The sequence below is a fragment of the Thermoanaerobacterium calidifontis genome (assembly GCF_055381745.1).
Map to the genome: position 1 here is coordinate 512309 of NZ_AP042436.1, position 15283 is coordinate 527591.

A 15283-nucleotide genomic window follows, 5' to 3' on the forward strand; every position below is an offset into this window, starting at 1 on the left:
TTATTTATTTTTACGTGTTTTAGGATTTCTTATGAATGATAGTATCAATGCTATAAGCGGTATGATTATTTGCAGCGGCACATGAATATAAAGCGTCGTCAATTTAAGGCCAATCAGAATGTGAAGTGGGTATGAATCAGCTATTAATATAGATAAGGCGTATACGATAGTGCCCACAGGTATTAGCAAAAATTTATACTCTTTTAAGTTGAAGATCGTCTGTATTGTCTTTATGGCTGCATATGTAAAGACAGTTATTTTTATGACACCTCCTATAACAGTTACTATTGCATAAAATGGGTCAAGATTTCTAAAAGTTCCAAATTTCATTATAAGTGCAAGCTCATAAAATGGGAAATTTGCCCTTGTGGCTTCTGCAACTCCAAGGACTGAAAATATTTCCACTGTGTTTAATGCAAGCCAAAGACCTGTTACTATAACCAATGTAAAGCAGTATTTAGTCAATTTATTTGTGTTAAACTTGAATTCTGGGAACACCATCATAAATGTGATAAGTTCCCCGTATGGAAATGTAAGTATATTTGGGAAAGCAGCTTTTACAACAGGCATAAATCCATTTCCTAAAATGGGGAATATTTTTTTTATAGTTACACAATTTACGCTGAATACGCCAATGAATTGAAAAAATGCCATGATGATAAAAGTAGGCAAAAGGGCGTGTGACGATTTTATCATAACGCTTATGTCGAACATAAGGTAGTAGATGACTACAACTAAAATTGCAATTGAAAAGGCCGATACAGGTGCTTGCTTGTATATGGTGCCTATATTAAGCTCGGCAAAATCTCTTGTGACGCGGGCAGCTATGTACAAGAAGTAAAAGGCGTAAATGGCAGAAAGAACTTTGCCAAATGCCTTTCCAAATGCGGCTTCCAAAATTTGAGGAAGATTTCCATCGTGCATTTTATAAAGGGTTACGTATAAGTAGACCAGTGGCAGTGCAGCGACAGTTGCCAGCAATATGGATATCCATGCGTCTTGCTTTGCAGATGCGCCTAATACAAATAATACAGCACTTCCTAATTCAAATACCAGCATTGCAGAAAAAAGTTCCTTGTACGTTATTTTATTCATTAGTTTCACATCCTAATCTGATATTCTTGCTATTATGTTGTGAACAATTTTGTATTTTTACTCACTTAGTACCATTTTCAAACATAATTTCTATAAAATAAAACAGGTATTTTATTATAGGTATTACCAGCAATGTTGAAACAATGTTAAAAAACATATGACTATTTGAAATTTGCAAAGATACATTGCCTGGAGTAATAAATTTCAAAAATTTATAGTAATAGTGTGTCAAAGGGAGAAACACGATTGTTCCTATTAGATTAAAAAGCACGTTAAAAATGGCTATTTTCTTTCCTTCTTTGTTTGTGGCTATGCTCATCAATAAAGCTTCAGAACACGTACCTATATTAAGTCCATACACGATGTAGATGGCATTGTACACAGGCATTATTTTAACATTTGCAAGAACTTGAAGCATTGCGATGCAAAATGTGCTAGACTGCATGATAAGTGCCATGATAATTCCAGTTATTATGCCATAAAATGGGTTTTCTGTCATGGCGACAAAATTCTTTATGGCAGAAAAATTTCTAAGTGGTGAAACGGCTATATCGATTATTTTTAGCCCTGCAAAGATGATTCCAAAGCCTAAAAGTATATTGCCTATGAACTTAAGGGTCTTTTGTTTTTGAAATCTGAAAATGGAGCCTAAAAATATCAAGTAAGGTACAGCACTATAAAGGTCAAATGCGTAAAGTTGAACGGCAATTGTTGTTCCGATATTTGCTCCCATTATTATGCCTGCTGCGCTGTACAAGTTTAAAAGTCCCGCATCAGCCATACTGACAGATACTATTGTAATCATGCTGCTGCTTTGCATCATTATAGCCAGAATGAATCCAATAAATATTGATACATATATATTCCCTGTGTATTTTTCAATAAGTGTCTTAACTCTGTGCTTTGAAATGATTTTTAACGATGAAGTTAAGAATAAAAGTCCGAGAAGAAAAACTGCGATGCCTAAAGCTATAAGAAAGATCGTATTTACCATTTCGACCTCCAGCGTTTTTTTAATACATATTTACTTTGATTTTGAAATATTACTACTAAATATGACTTTGTATAAAATGAATTTTTTTCTGGATACTAATTAGTAGTAATAATCATAGAAGGTGATGATATGAAAGCGATAATAATGGCTGGTGGTGAGGGTAGCAGGTTAAGGCCATTGACATGTGGAATTCCTAAGCCTATGGTACCTATGGCTGGGAAGCCAGCTATTTGGCATATTATAAACCATGTTCAAAAGCATGGCATAAATGATGTGGGTGTAACCCTTTTTTATTTGCCTCACAAGATAAAAGATTATTTGTATGAACAATACGGTGACTTGATAAAGTACTATATAGAAGATAAACCTCTTGGGACAGCAGGCAGCGTAAAAAATGCTGCTGAATTTCTTGATGATACATTTGTGGTAATAAGCGGCGATGTGATAACAGATATAGATCTAAAAAAAGCTTATGAATTTCACAAAAACAAGGGTTCGAAAGTGACATTGGTGCTTACAAAAGTAGATATTCCATTGGAATATGGCGTTGTAATAACAGATAATGAGGGAAAGATCGTGAAGTTTTTAGAAAAACCATCATGGGGAGAGGTGTTTAGCGATACTGTAAATACAGGTATTTACATCATAGAGCCTGAGATACTAAATTTCATACCTGAAAACAAGCAATTTGACTTTAGCAAGGATTTGTTTCCAATGCTGCTTGAAAAAAATGTTCCTGTGTACGGATACATCAGCAACGATTACTGGTGCGACATAGGGAATGGGGTTCAATACCTTAAAAGCCACCTTGATCTCCTAAGTGGGAATATCGATCTTGGATTTAAAGATAAGATAATCAAAGATGGGATGATTTTTGGTAAAAATGTGTTTGTATCTCAGAGTGCCAAGCTTGTTCCACCTTTAATAATAGGCGACAGTGTTATTATAGATGATGGTGCAGTAATTGGGCCAAATGTAATAATTGGAAGTGGAAGCTATGTAGGACCTATGTCAACATTAAAAAACAGCGTACTTTGGGACAATGTAAAGATTGGCAGAAACAACGAAATCAGAGGAACTGTATTTTGCAGTGGAGCAATTACCGAAAATAACGTCAGGACTTTTGATAATTCAATAATAGGTGAAAAATCTAAGCTTCAATCATTTTGTGAGATTAAACCAAACACGAAAATATGGCCCAATAGAATTATATCAACAGGGAATATAGTGGAAAGAGATGTTGTGTGGGGAAATAATGATGAAGCATCATTGTTTGGAGATAGAGGGATAAAGGGGAACTTGTATGATAATCTTGTGCCTGACAATTTGGTAAGATTAGGTGAAGTAATAGGCAGCGTATTTGATGGAGATATACTTGTGGGATGTGTGGATGATTCTTATGCAAGATTGGCTTTAAATCTTTTAAAAGATGGGATAATATCAGCGGGAAGAAAGGTGTACAATGCTCATTCTACCATATTGCCTGCCATGAGGTATTCTATCAAAAAAAATGGATATAAAGCAGGCGTATTTGTAAAAAAATTAGATGAAAAAGCGGTAAATATTATTTTAATAGATGAGAATGGGTGTGATGTTGACAGAAATGTAGAAAAAAAGGTATTGAATAAATACAAGATCAACGATTATAGTATAGCCCATGTTATAAATGACGAAGTTATAGTAGATGTAAACAAGGAGTACGCTGAAAGTTTATCTTTAAATGGCGATTCATTTGAAAATTTAAATGTAAATTTTATTGGTCAGGCCACAAAAAGTTTATTAAGTGTGTTGAATCAAAATCGCAGTTATGAAAAAGCTGTGGCAAATTATGATATAGGCATTAAGATTTCAGATGATGGGGAAAATGTTGAAATTTATGATGATGAAGGATATTTGCTTGATGAAGATGAATTGGATTATTTGAGGATACTTGTCGGTAAGGAAAATGGGAAAAGTAAGTTTATAATACCATTCAATAGCTCTCAGTTTTTAAGTGAAATGTCAAAAGAGCTTGGCATCGAGACGAAGTTTAGTAAAATCTCTCAGAGCGAAAAGATGAAAAGAATGTTTGAGATTGAAAGCAATAATAGTGATGAGAATTCTCAGTTTAACCTTAGTTTTGACGGCATAAATTTTACATTGAGATTAGTTGAATATTTAAGCAAAAACAAGCTTAAATTGTCTGATTTAAAGAAGTCTATACCACAGAGGGTGAAACTAAATAAAGTGATAAACTGCGATTGGAAGGACAAGGGCTTGATAATAAGAAAGTTTTACGAAAAAAAGGATGAAAAATCGATGTTTTTAGATGGGATAAGATTTAATTATGGCGATGCTTGGGTTTTGTTAGTTCCAGATTCAGAGCTGCCTGCATGCAGAATATATTCAGAGGCTCCCACAAAGGAAAAAGCAGAGTCACTTTTAAACAAGTATGTGGAATGTGTGAATGAAATAATAAAGTCTAAAGACAGTTAATAAAAAATTAATGTCTAAAACATTGCAGATGAACCTAAAAATTGATATAGTTAATATTGTGGAATGATCTGCAATGTTTTTATTTTTGCTTAGAATGGTGATAATATGTCAAACAAATACATATCTGCTTCTGAGATAAATCAATACTTGTATTGCCCATATCAGTGGTACTATGAGAAAAAGTACGGACATAAATATATAAATGAATTGAGAGAAAAAAACGGCATAAGGTATGAAGATAGCAACTTTAAAAAAGGCATTGAGTATCATGAGAAATACTATAGAGATATTGTAAGGTTAAAATACAAGAAAATAGCCATTGCCATATTGATTCTCTTGGCTTTGGTAGCTATTGTAATAGGGTTTTTGAAATGATAGTGTTAAATTTTGTCTTTACACTTTTAATACTTTACGTCATCTTGAAGGAGATTGCAGAAAAAAGACCTCCTTATAAGGAGATGAAAAGGACAATCGGTTTCAAAAGAGGAAAGCTTATATACATAGATAAGCAGGAAGAGGTAAAAAAGGACGGCGTTATGTACAGCAAGCTTTTAAAATCTCCAAAATATGGCATAAGTGGAAAGCCAGATTATATTTACGATGTTGGGAATGAATTGATACCGTTGGAGCTAAAAAGTTCAAAAGCCGAAGGACATTCCCCATTTTTGAAAGATGTCATGCAATTGACTGCTTATTTTTTGATAATAGAAGAAGAATTTGATAAAAAAGTAAGACGGGGTAGAATCGTCTATCAAAATACGATGTTTGAAGTATATAATACGAAAAGTCTTAGAAGAGAACTTATTAAAATTATAAAAGAGATGAGACTCTTAGAAGAAGAAAAGTTTTTCCCTGATGTGGAAGGGGATTTTCTAAAGTGCAGATTTTGCCCATGTAGAGACACTGTGTGCGAGATATATAAAGGAAGCAAAGTAAAAATCTGATAAGAATACAAAACATCTGAATGCAAAAAATACATAAGAAGATATTTTTGAAATGAGGATGATAAAATGTTAAAAAAGTTAGGTGTTTTATTTTTTGTCATAGTAGTGGCTTTATCGACAGTATCTTGCAGCTTTTTAAAAACCAAGAATCCAACAAACGTGGAAAAGAAGTCTGTTCAAAAGCCAAGTGTGAATGTGAAGACAAATAGCAGTGTGGCAAGCAATAATGGGAAAGAAAATTCAGTTAAAAATACTTCTAACGATGTTAGTAATGCTAAGACTGCGGAAAACAACACCGTGAATAACGATGTGTACAGTAATTCTTTGATAAATACACAAGGCCTTGATAATACATTGTACGGATGGGGTATGAGGGTGTTACCTGATCACAAGACGCCTGAGATTACATCGAAAGCTATGAGTCTTATAAAAAAATACGATGGAATATTTACAGGCGACACAACAAAAAAATACGTGTACTTGACATTCGATGAAGGATATGAAAACGGATATACACCAAAAATTCTTGATATATTAAAGGCAAATAATGTAAAAGCGGCTTTTTTTGTAACGGGTCCGTATATTAAAGAGCATGGTGATCTTGTAAAGAGAATGGTGGCTGAGGGACATATAGTAGGCAATCATACGGTAAATCACCCTAGTCTTCCTAAGCTTTCAGATGAAAAAGTTAAAACCGAGATAACTGGTCTTGCTGAAATGTTTAAAGAGCTTACGGGAAAAGATATGCATTATTTGAGGCCACCTATGGGTGAGTACAGCGAAAGGACATTGTATATAGCAAAGTCTTTAGGGTATAAGACGGTGTTTTGGAGTCTTGCTCTTGCTGATTGGCAGCCACTGCCAGGAGGTCCTGATGAAAGCTACAATACCGTTATGGCCAGAATTCATCCAGGAGCAGTAATACTGCTTCATGCTGTCTCAAAAGATGATACGATGGCTCTTGATAGGATATTAAAAGATATAAAAGCGCAGGGATATGTATTTAAGACTTTAGATGATATAAGCGAATAAAGCGAGGGGATAATTTTGAATCATATATTAGAGAGGAAGAATTTTTACATGATGGCTGTTGCGTTCATTTTAAGCTTTGGCGCTATAGCCATCATAATGAAATTTTCGGGGTATCAGGGCTTAAAAGATGTTATGAATATAAATCCTATATACATTGGCATCATGCTGCTTTTTATTTTTTTAAGCTTGATGGTTGATACTTATAGGATAAGGGACTTACTTTTGGCGTTAGGAGAAGATCTAAGCGTTGGATATCTATTTAAGTTCAATTTGGCTACTTTTTTCTTCAGTTATATAACTCCATTTGGTTCAGGTGCACTTCCAATAACTATTTACCTTTTAAACAAAAAAAAGATACCACCAAATAAAAGTCTTATGATTTTTACAGCCAAGATTTTGTTTTCAGGTATTTTTTTCGGCACCATACCTCCTATTCTGCTGATTTTCTTTAGAAAGCAGTTGGAGCTTACACATGCTTTGTCTATATTTGCTATATTGGTTTCATTTATACTTTTGCTTTTATTGATAGCTCTTGTCTATATAATATTGAGGCCAGCTTTTTTGATCTCTGTAGTGAATTTGATTGCTGGCATAAGGTTTTTTTCAGGTGAAAGGTATAAAAAGTTTTTTGAAAATACAAAAACTGAAATTATTGAATACAATCACAGGTTTAATGAACTTTTCATGGTAAGTTCGGGAGGAAAGCTTTTAATATCACAGCTTTTGTACGCTATGCTTTTCTGGACTTTGTTTTACAGCATTGCACCAATTTTGATGGTGGCCATGAACATAAAGTTTAACATTTTAGCTGTCATATCAAGGCAAATTATATTTTACGATATTCTTGCTTATAATGTGATACCAAGTGGGGCAGGATTTGTTGAAGTTGGCTTTGCCAGCATATTTTCAAATATCGTGCCACATCATTTGTTAGGAGTATTCATAGGCATATGGAGGTTTTTCACATACTATGTATACTTGATTGCATCAGGAATAGGATTTTTCTTAATGATGAGAAAAGACACAGACAAGCCGTTAGGCGCTGAATGATTGTTTTAAATCATTGCGCCTTAAAAAATCTTTTATTGACTTTATTCGAAAAAACGAATATAATTAGTTGGGAAGGGTGATAACATGGTAACAATTGATTTGTACGACAAGACGGCTGAGTACTTTAAAGCATTGTCACATCCGACAAGAATCAAAATTATTGAACTTCTAAGCAGAAATGAGATGTGCGTTTGTGAAATGATGGCTGTTTTGAATCTTGACCAATCCCATATTTCAAGACATCTTATGGTGTTAAGAGCAAATGGGATAGTAAAAGATTCAAGGGAAGGGACGAAGATTTACTATACTCTTAAAAACAAGGACATCGTTAAAATCATAGATGAAGTTAAGAAAATAATTAAGGAGTAGGCAAATATTTATCCGATATATTCGAATAACCGAATAAAGAAATAAAATTTATTTATACGTTTGGAGTCAAATTAGTTATTTTTTTATCGGTTTAATCTGAAAAACCGAATAAACAGATGAAAATAGTGATATGAGAGGAGGTGAAAAGCATGGCTAAAAATTGGTATCCAATCATTGACCATGATAAATGCATACAATGCTACCAGTGTGTTAATTTTTGCAAACACGATGTTTACACAATAGGTGATGATGGTTTTCCGCTTGTCATAAATCCTGATAATTGTGTAGAGTTTTGCAGAGGTTGCCAGAAGATATGCGATAACGATGCTATATCTTATTTTGGCGATAATAAGTAAGCTTAATTCATAATCTCGCATAAGGATTTAAAAAATTATAAATTTAATTGGAGGGAATGATAAAATGAGTAAAAAAGGATTGCTTTTATGCGTATGCCAAGGCACATGTCCTTCATTTCAGGATATGGACACATTTGAAGTTTTAAACACATTAAGAAGAGAAAATATATTTGAGTGGGTAGGATTGCATCCACAGCTTTGTGCAGAAGATGGGGATAGGTATTTGCGTGAACTTTTGAAAGGTGCAGATATAGATGAGTTATACGTTGCTGCATGCGATCCAGTGATGCAGAGAAAAATGTACAGAGATGCTTTTGATGCCGTAGGATTCGACAGAGAAAAGCATATTGGCATAGAAATAAGAAATATGAACACAGAGCAAGTAATCAATGAGATTAAAAAGGCTGTTAAAGAAAAATGAGTTGTAAAAAATAAGTTATATGTAAAAAAGTGCTGCAGGATTTTTAGATGCAGCATTTTATTTTTTAAGATAATGTAAAGTGAAAGTAGTATGCTATAATATAAAACAAAGATTTTAATATAGTTTAAAAAATTGGGAGGTTGTTAAAATGGCTCATCATCATGAACATGAAGTTAAAACTAAGAAAAGCTTAATAACAACGATGTTTTTGAATTTTTCAATAACAGCAGCAGAAATTATTGGAGGGTTATTTTCAGGAAGTCTATCCCTCATATCAGATGCGCTGCACAATTTTAGCGATGCTATATCTATTATAATTAGTTATTTTGCTATGTTAATATCACAAAGGGAAAATAATGAAAGAATGACGTTTGGATATAAGAGAGCGGAGATTCTTGCAGCTCTTTTCAATTCAGTTGTTTTAGTTGTAATATCTGTATTCTTGTTTAAGGAGGCTTATATAAAGTTTTTCAATCCAGAGCCTATCAATGGAGCTATAATGATTGTAGTCGCACTAATAGGTCTTTTGGCAAATGCACTATCAGTATTTCTGCTTAAAGAAAATGCAGAAGAAAATCTCAACATTCGTTCTGCCTATGTACATCTTCTGTCAGATGCATTGTCTTCTGTAGGAGTGGTCATTGGAGGAATATGTATATATTTTTTTAAAATTTATTGGATAGATCCGCTATTGACGGTTTTAATTGGCATATATATAATTAAAGAAAGCTTTGAAATAATCAACGAATCCGTAAGCATACTTATGCAAGGCACACCTGAAAACATAAATTTAGAAATCGTAAAAAGAGAAATTGAGAAATTACCAAATGTAAAAAATATTCACCATGTTCATGTTTGGCAGACAAATGACGACGATGTACATTTTGAATGCCATGTAAATTTAAAAGATGATGTTAAAGTAAGTCAATCAAAAGAGGTGATGGAACAGATTGAAATTGTTTTAGATGAATTGTTTGACATACACCATGTTACATTGCAGATGGAGTACGAATGTTGTGAAGATGTGGGATTGATAAAAAAGGTTGATGATACTATTAATTAATCCATTTCTGCAATTCAAAGTGGGAGAGGAATGTGATGCGAAATGATAGTCAGTGCTTTTTTGTTTTTAGGCATTATTTCTGGTTTTGTTTTATTTAGAAATTTGAAGGTGCCGTATGACAATCAGCCTCTTGAAAAGCAGTATAAAATTTCTGTCATAATCCCTGCAAGAAATGAAGAAAAAAATCTTCCTTATATACTCGATTCTTTAAAAAATCAGACGTATAAGCCTTATGAAATAATTGTAGTTGATGACTTTTCCTCAGATAGGACTTTTGAAATCGCTGAAAGTTATGGTGTAAAAGTGATGAAAAATACTGAAATGCCTGATGGCTGGACTGGGAAGACGTGGGCTTTGTGGAATGGATACAAAAATTCTACAGGTGATGTACTTGCATTTATCGATGCGGATGTTAGGCTATTACCTCATGCTTTAGAATCATTGGTGAAGGCAAAAGATAAGGCAAATGGAGCAATATCTGTCGTTCCATATCATCGCCCTGAAAAATTTTATGAAAAGCTTTCATTGATACCATATATTTTGGGGATTTTTGCCTTTACATCACCGTTTGAAAAATATAATCCGCGAAAAGGAATGTATGGATCTTGCATTATTGTGTCTCGCACAGATTATGAAAAGGTAAACGGCCACTACAGCATAAAAGGAGAACTTTTGGATGACTTGAATTTAGGAGAAAAATTTACATCAAGCGGTATAAATGTTCAGAATTTTATAGGATACAATCTTGTATCATTTAGGATGTACCCATACGGTGTAAGAAGTGAAATAGAAGGATTTGGGAAAGGGGCGGTATTAAGCACATCCAAATTAGAAGTTATGACGACAATTTTTATTGCGCTATGGCTTATAGGCTTATTGGCGGTAGAGTTTATTACTCCATTTCTTGCATTTTATAAAAGTGATTTGTTTGGTTTGTTTTTGGTGCTTTACATTATGTACACATTGCAGATAATTTATATAGACAACTGGACAGGGCGTTATGGCATCATAGTTCCTTTATTTCATATATTATCATCGCTATTTTTTATATACATCATGTTTTACTCATTGTACCAAGTTTTCTTTTTAGGATATGTCACATGGAAGGGGAGAAGAATTAAGGTTTAAGGGGGGATTGCGTTGATAATGCTTTTTGTCTTAATAGGATTTCTAAGCGGTTCAATGATGTTTTCGTACTGGTTAGGATTATTGGCTTTAAAAGATATACGTCATTACGGTGATGGAAATCCCGGTGCTTTTAACTTGTGGCATGCGGCTGGATATAAATTTGGTATTTTAGGAGTTGTCCTTGACTTTTTAAAGGGGTACTTTCCATTGTCATTCATGATGGCAAAGGGATACATTAGTGGTACCGAAATAGTTCCTGTGGCTGTCGCTACTATATTAGGTCATGTTTTTTCTCCTTTTCTAAAATGGCGTGGTGGTAAGGGAATAGCTGTTACGTTTGGCGTATGGAGTGCTTTAACATCGTTTAGAGTGTCTATTGCATACGCCGTCATATTGGCGATATTGTATGTCATAGCCGTCATTTTAAACAAGGGAAAAGCTACATCATCTGAACTAGATGGATTGATGGCTGTGGTTGGGATGTTGACTTTGGTATTATTTCTTTATTACAAATCATACCAGATGTATATTTATGATATATGGTTTGCTAATCTTCTCATCATTACATATACAAATAAGGAAAAGCTCTATAAGCTTTATAAAGATTTTTACGAGAAACGTCATGAAAAAAACGCTGTTACGAGATAAGCCAGCAAGAAAACTTGCTGGCTTAAATAGAATTGTGGATATGCGTTAATTTAAGTTTATTTCATTATTTTTAATTCTTTTGATGAGTTCTTTAACTTTTGATTCGATTATGTCTCTTGTCTTTCTAAACTCATCTATTGGTTTCCCATCGGGATCATCTAAGCCCCAGTCTTCTTTTAACTTGCAAGGTATATACGGGCATTCTACATTGCATCCCATAGTAATCAAGATGTCCACTTTTGGCGGTATCTCATCTAAAAGTTTTGGATTGTGATTACTTATGTCGATGCCTACTTCTTTCATGACTTCAACCGCATTTGGATTTACCCTTTCAGCAAGTTTTGTGCCAGCGCTATAGGCTTCTAATATATCTGACCCTAAATGTTTTGCAAAACCTTCTGCCATTTGACTTCTGCATGAATTTGCTACACAGATGAAAGCTACTTTTACTTTCATAATTTTGTCCTCCTGTTTAGAACTTTATAATCGTAATTTTCATATAGTCATGTTTGATAATATTCATATTATAATTTATAATGTTTACTACGTCAATTTTAGAAAACAAAGAACTTTGAAAAATTGATATTAAATACCATGTAAAAGCATAAAATTGATAATATATATCAACTTATTAATTCCGTATATGCTAAAATAAATGAAGATGTGTTGGCATACAATTTGCATTTATAAAATGATAGGAGGAATTGAAGTGGAGAATTTTATTATCGAAAGGATCAAAAATTTTCCCATTATCGCAGCCATAAGAAATTTAGAGGATTTAAAAGATGTTTACTCATCTAACTGTGAAGTAATATTTTTGTTGACAAGTAATATATTGATATTGAAAGATGCAATTGACGACATTAAATCACATGAGAAAACAGCATTCATTCATTTTGATTTAGTAGAAGGGCTTGGTAAAGATTATAAGGCGGTGGAGTATCTTAAGGAAGTAGTAAAACCAGATGGCATAATTTCTACGCGTACTAATATACTTACATATGCTAAGGAGTTGAATATTCCTTGTATTGAGCGCATTTTTCTACTGGATACGCAAGCGCTAAAAACAGGTTTAAATTCAATTAAGCAGATTGAACCAACTGCAATAGAAGTGATGCCAGGTGTTGCACATGATGTGACGAAAAAGCTTACTACGGAAGTGTATCAACCTATCATTGCAGGCGGTTTAGTTAAAACAAAAGAAGATGTGATAAATGCTCTTTCTTCTGGTGCAGTAGCAGTTTCTACAAGCGAAAAAAGTCTTTGGTTTGTCGACTGACAAGGAGGTGGTGGTATTGAGAGCATAGATCAGATTTTAGGAAAAATTTAAAAATTTAAACGGAGGGGTTTTTATGGAAATATCATTGTTTGGCAAGATTTTGTCCGAGTTTTTTGGTACCATGATACTCATTCTCCTTGGTGACGGCGTTGTTGCAAACGTTGTACTAAATAAGACAAAAGGTCAAAATAGTGGTTGGATAGTCATAACAGCAGGATGGGCTTTTGCAGTTGCTGTACCTGTGTATATTACGGGATGGATAGGTGGAGCTCATTTTAATCCAGCAGTTACAATATCATTGGCAGTTTTAGGTAAATTCCCTTGGTCGCAAGTTCCGGGATATATTGTGGCTCAATTTTTAGGAGCATTTGTAGGAGCTTTGCTTGTATATGTGGCATATAGAGATCACTTCCATGCTACAGAAGACAAGAATTCAAAACTTGGTGTTTTTTGCACAATTCCAGCCATCAGAAATCTGTTTTACAATTTCTTGACAGAGGTCATTGGAACTGCAATGCTATTAGTTGGAATACTGGGTATAACAAATGAGCACAATCAAGTTGGGGCATTAGGTGCATTCTTAGTAGGTATTTTAATTTGGGTTATTGGTCTTACACTTGGTGGTCCAACAGGTTATGCTATAAACCCAGCGAGAGATTTAGGACCAAGGCTTGCACATGCTGTATTGCCGATACCAGGCAAGAGAGATTCTGATTGGGGATATGGTCTTATTGTTCCGTTATTTGGACCTATAGTAGGAGGTATTTTAGGAGCTTTGATATATCAGGCATTCATAAATATGTTGTAAAATTTATAAAGGATGAAATATAGAATATAGGGGGAACGTAGCATGTCAAAGTATATAATGGCATTAGATCAAGGCACCACAAGCTCAAGGGCAATAATCTTTGATCACAGTGGAAACATAGTTGCATCACAAAACAAGGAGTTTACGCAGATTTACCCTAATCCGGGATGGGTTGAACACGACCCTATGGAGATTTTGGATTCTCAGATAGAAGTGGCTAAGGCGGTGCTTGAGAAAACTGGGATTAAAGCAGAAGACATTGCAGCAATCGGCATAACAAATCAAAGAGAGACGACTGTGGTTTGGGATAAAAATACAGGCAAACCGGTGTACAATGCGATAGTCTGGCAGTGTAGGAGGACTGCACCTATCTGCGATGAAATCAAAAATAGTGGGTTTGACAAAGAAATTCTAAAAAAGACAGGTCTTGTAGTTGATGCTTATTTTTCAGGTACGAAGATAAAATGGATACTTGATAATGTAGAAGGCGCAAGGGAGAAAGCAGAAAATGGCGATCTTTACTTTGGAAATATTGATAGCTGGTTAATTTGGAATTTGACTGGTGGAAAGGCACATGTGACAGACTATTCTAATGCTTCTCGTACGATGCTTTTCAACATATACGAATTGAAGTGGGATAAGGACATATTAGAATATCTTGGCATTCCAGAATCGATGCTTCCTGATGTTAAACCGTCCAGCTATGTATACGGATACACGGACAAAAACATATTTGGCGTTGAAATACCTATAGCAGGTGATGCAGGTGACCAACAAGCAGCACTATTTGGTCAGACCTGCTATGACAAAGGAATGGCTAAGAATACTTATGGAACCGGATGCTTTATGCTTATGAATACAGGTGAAAAGGCTGTACCGTCTAAGAATGGGTTGCTTACCACGATAGCATGGGGCATCGACGATAAAGTTGAATATGCCTTAGAAGGAAGTATATTCATAGCTGGTGCTGCTATACAGTGGCTAAGAGATGAGCTTAAGATAATTGACAATTCACCGCAAAGTGAAGAATACGCTCAAAGGGTCAGTGACACAAATGGAGTATACGTAGTGCCGGCATTTGTGGGATTAGGTGCACCATACTGGGATATGTATGCGAGAGGCGCGATTTTGGGATTGACAAGAGGTGTGAAAAGAGAGCACATAATAAGAGCAACGTTAGAATCTTTGGCGTATCAGACAAGAGACGTCTTAGAGGCTATGCAGGATGATTCTGGCATAAAGCTAAGTGCATTAAAAGTTGACGGAGGAGCATCAGCAAATAACTTCTTGATGCAATTCCAGGCAGACATACTTGGCGTGCCTGTAGATAGACCTACTGTCATAGAGACGACTGCATTAGGCGCATCATATCTTGCGGGTATTGCTACAGGCTTCTGGAGCGGCAGAGAAGAAGTAGCAAAGAATTGGGGCGTTGACAGACATTTCGAGCCTAATATGGACGATGAAACAAGAGAAAAACTTTATGCGGGATGGAAAAAAGCCGTAGAAAGGTCTATGAATTGGGCTAATTAAGTGGTATAATTAAATTGATAAACAAAAGATACAATTGAATATTAGGATGGCGGAGAATAGGAGAGCCATATATAACCGGAGAGCCGGC

General features: G+C 34.7%; 17 protein-coding genes. 14 read left to right on the forward strand and 3 right to left on the reverse strand.

Annotated features, from left to right (window positions below; all coding sequences use genetic code 11):
- Both ACZ42G_RS02715 and ACZ42G_RS02720 read right to left on the reverse strand, forming a co-directional pair.
- Positions 1–1095: a GerAB/ArcD/ProY family transporter gene (locus ACZ42G_RS02715; protein WP_085112355.1), complete on the reverse strand. Its 1095-nt coding sequence runs from the start codon at positions 1093–1095 to the stop codon at positions 1–3.
- Between the two features lie 61 nt (positions 1096–1156).
- Positions 1157–2089, reverse strand: coding sequence for a Na/Pi cotransporter family protein (locus tag ACZ42G_RS02720; protein ID WP_464851267.1), 933 nt, complete (start codon positions 2087–2089; stop codon positions 1157–1159).
- 129 nt (positions 2090–2218) lie between these two features.
- Here ACZ42G_RS02720 and ACZ42G_RS02725 point away from each other — a divergent pair, with 129 nt between their 5' ends.
- From ACZ42G_RS02725 to ACZ42G_RS02775, 11 genes are all read left to right on the forward strand, one after another.
- Positions 2219–4564: a sugar phosphate nucleotidyltransferase gene (locus tag ACZ42G_RS02725; RefSeq protein ID WP_085112353.1), complete on the forward strand. Its 2346-nt coding sequence runs from the start codon at positions 2219–2221 to the stop codon at positions 4562–4564.
- Between the two features lie 105 nt (positions 4565–4669).
- The gene (locus ACZ42G_RS02730; protein WP_085112352.1) at positions 4670–4939 is read left to right on the forward strand and encodes a hypothetical protein; all 270 of its coding nucleotides are present in this window, start codon (positions 4670–4672) and stop codon (positions 4937–4939) included.
- The gene (gene cas4 / locus ACZ42G_RS02735; RefSeq protein WP_464851269.1) at positions 4936–5508 is read left to right on the forward strand and encodes a CRISPR-associated protein Cas4; all 573 of its coding nucleotides are present in this window, start codon (positions 4936–4938) and stop codon (positions 5506–5508) included. Before ACZ42G_RS02730 ends, cas4 begins: the two co-directional genes overlap by 4 nt.
- Before the next feature lie 66 nt (positions 5509–5574).
- Entirely contained in the window at positions 5575–6540 is a 966-nt protein-coding gene (pdaA, locus tag ACZ42G_RS02740) for a delta-lactam-biosynthetic de-N-acetylase (protein ID WP_464851271.1), read from the forward strand.
- Between the two features lie 15 nt (positions 6541–6555).
- Positions 6556–7590, forward strand: a complete 1035-nt coding sequence (locus ACZ42G_RS02745) for a lysylphosphatidylglycerol synthase transmembrane domain-containing protein (RefSeq protein ID WP_464851272.1) — start codon at positions 6556–6558, stop codon at positions 7588–7590.
- An 84-nt stretch (positions 7591–7674) separates the two neighbouring features.
- On the forward strand, positions 7675–7959 hold the full coding sequence (locus ACZ42G_RS02750) for an ArsR/SmtB family transcription factor (protein WP_464851273.1): 285 nt from the start codon (positions 7675–7677) through the stop codon (positions 7957–7959).
- 149 nt (positions 7960–8108) lie between these two features.
- Positions 8109–8315, forward strand: a complete 207-nt coding sequence (locus ACZ42G_RS02755; protein ID WP_014758088.1) for a 4Fe-4S dicluster domain-containing protein — start codon at positions 8109–8111, stop codon at positions 8313–8315.
- Between the two features lie 64 nt (positions 8316–8379).
- Positions 8380–8736 carry a heterodisulfide reductase subunit A-like protein gene (locus ACZ42G_RS02760; protein ID WP_274894113.1) on the forward strand — a complete coding sequence of 119 codons (357 nt, stop codon included), beginning with the start codon at positions 8380–8382 and terminating at the stop codon, positions 8734–8736.
- Between the two features lie 148 nt (positions 8737–8884).
- Positions 8885–9799: a cation diffusion facilitator family transporter gene (locus ACZ42G_RS02765; RefSeq protein ID WP_085112346.1), complete on the forward strand. Its 915-nt coding sequence runs from the start codon at positions 8885–8887 to the stop codon at positions 9797–9799.
- A gap of 42 nt (positions 9800–9841) precedes the next feature.
- Positions 9842–10927 carry a glycosyltransferase family 2 protein gene (locus tag ACZ42G_RS02770; protein ID WP_464851276.1) on the forward strand — a complete coding sequence of 362 codons (1086 nt, stop codon included), beginning with the start codon at positions 9842–9844 and terminating at the stop codon, positions 10925–10927.
- A gap of 18 nt (positions 10928–10945) precedes the next feature.
- Positions 10946–11575: a glycerol-3-phosphate acyltransferase gene (locus tag ACZ42G_RS02775; RefSeq protein WP_464852089.1), complete on the forward strand. Its 630-nt coding sequence runs from the start codon at positions 10946–10948 to the stop codon at positions 11573–11575.
- A 45-nt stretch (positions 11576–11620) separates the two neighbouring features.
- Here ACZ42G_RS02775 and ACZ42G_RS02780 read toward each other — a convergent pair whose 3' ends face one another.
- A complete protein-coding gene (locus ACZ42G_RS02780; protein WP_464851277.1) occupies positions 11621–12031 on the reverse strand; it encodes an arsenate reductase ArsC in 411 nt (136 codons plus the stop codon).
- 253 nt (positions 12032–12284) lie between these two features.
- On the opposite strand from ACZ42G_RS02780, the gene ACZ42G_RS02785 reads away from it, so the two are divergent.
- From ACZ42G_RS02785 to glpK, 3 genes are all read left to right on the forward strand, one after another.
- Positions 12285–12854: a glycerol-3-phosphate responsive antiterminator gene (locus ACZ42G_RS02785; protein ID WP_464851278.1), complete on the forward strand. Its 570-nt coding sequence runs from the start codon at positions 12285–12287 to the stop codon at positions 12852–12854.
- A gap of 73 nt (positions 12855–12927) precedes the next feature.
- A complete protein-coding gene (locus ACZ42G_RS02790; protein ID WP_085112339.1) occupies positions 12928–13662 on the forward strand; it encodes an MIP/aquaporin family protein in 735 nt (244 codons plus the stop codon).
- A 42-nt stretch (positions 13663–13704) separates the two neighbouring features.
- The gene (glpK, locus tag ACZ42G_RS02795) at positions 13705–15195 is read left to right on the forward strand and encodes a glycerol kinase GlpK (protein ID WP_085112338.1); all 1491 of its coding nucleotides are present in this window, start codon (positions 13705–13707) and stop codon (positions 15193–15195) included.
- Positions 15196–15283: the final 88 nt, after the last annotated feature.

What these genes read in the sequence shown, in the direction of transcription:
- ACZ42G_RS02715 (WP_085112355.1), bottom strand. Translation starts at nt 1,095, where the DNA reads ATGAATAAAATAACGTACAAGGAACTTTTTTCTGCAATGCTGGTATTT.
- ACZ42G_RS02720 (WP_464851267.1), bottom strand. Translation starts at nt 2,089, where the DNA reads ATGGTAAATACGATCTTTCTTATAGCTTTAGGCATCGCAGTTTTTCTT.
- ACZ42G_RS02725 (WP_085112353.1), top strand. Translation starts at nt 2,219, where the DNA reads ATGAAAGCGATAATAATGGCTGGTGGTGAGGGTAGCAGGTTAAGGCCA.
- ACZ42G_RS02730 (WP_085112352.1), top strand. Translation starts at nt 4,670, where the DNA reads ATGTCAAACAAATACATATCTGCTTCTGAGATAAATCAATACTTGTAT.
- cas4 (WP_464851269.1), top strand. Translation starts at nt 4,936, where the DNA reads ATGATAGTGTTAAATTTTGTCTTTACACTTTTAATACTTTACGTCATC.
- pdaA (WP_464851271.1), top strand. Translation starts at nt 5,575, where the DNA reads ATGTTAAAAAAGTTAGGTGTTTTATTTTTTGTCATAGTAGTGGCTTTA.
- ACZ42G_RS02750 (WP_464851273.1), top strand. Translation starts at nt 7,675, where the DNA reads ATGGTAACAATTGATTTGTACGACAAGACGGCTGAGTACTTTAAAGCA.
- ACZ42G_RS02755 (WP_014758088.1), top strand. Translation starts at nt 8,109, where the DNA reads ATGGCTAAAAATTGGTATCCAATCATTGACCATGATAAATGCATACAA.
- ACZ42G_RS02760 (WP_274894113.1), top strand. Translation starts at nt 8,380, where the DNA reads ATGAGTAAAAAAGGATTGCTTTTATGCGTATGCCAAGGCACATGTCCT.
- ACZ42G_RS02765 (WP_085112346.1), top strand. Translation starts at nt 8,885, where the DNA reads ATGGCTCATCATCATGAACATGAAGTTAAAACTAAGAAAAGCTTAATA.
- ACZ42G_RS02770 (WP_464851276.1), top strand. Translation starts at nt 9,842, where the DNA reads ATGATAGTCAGTGCTTTTTTGTTTTTAGGCATTATTTCTGGTTTTGTT.
- ACZ42G_RS02775 (WP_464852089.1), top strand. Translation starts at nt 10,946, where the DNA reads ATGCTTTTTGTCTTAATAGGATTTCTAAGCGGTTCAATGATGTTTTCG.
- ACZ42G_RS02780 (WP_464851277.1), bottom strand. Translation starts at nt 12,031, where the DNA reads ATGAAAGTAAAAGTAGCTTTCATCTGTGTAGCAAATTCATGCAGAAGT.
- ACZ42G_RS02790 (WP_085112339.1), top strand. Translation starts at nt 12,928, where the DNA reads ATGGAAATATCATTGTTTGGCAAGATTTTGTCCGAGTTTTTTGGTACC.
- glpK (WP_085112338.1), top strand. Translation starts at nt 13,705, where the DNA reads ATGTCAAAGTATATAATGGCATTAGATCAAGGCACCACAAGCTCAAGG.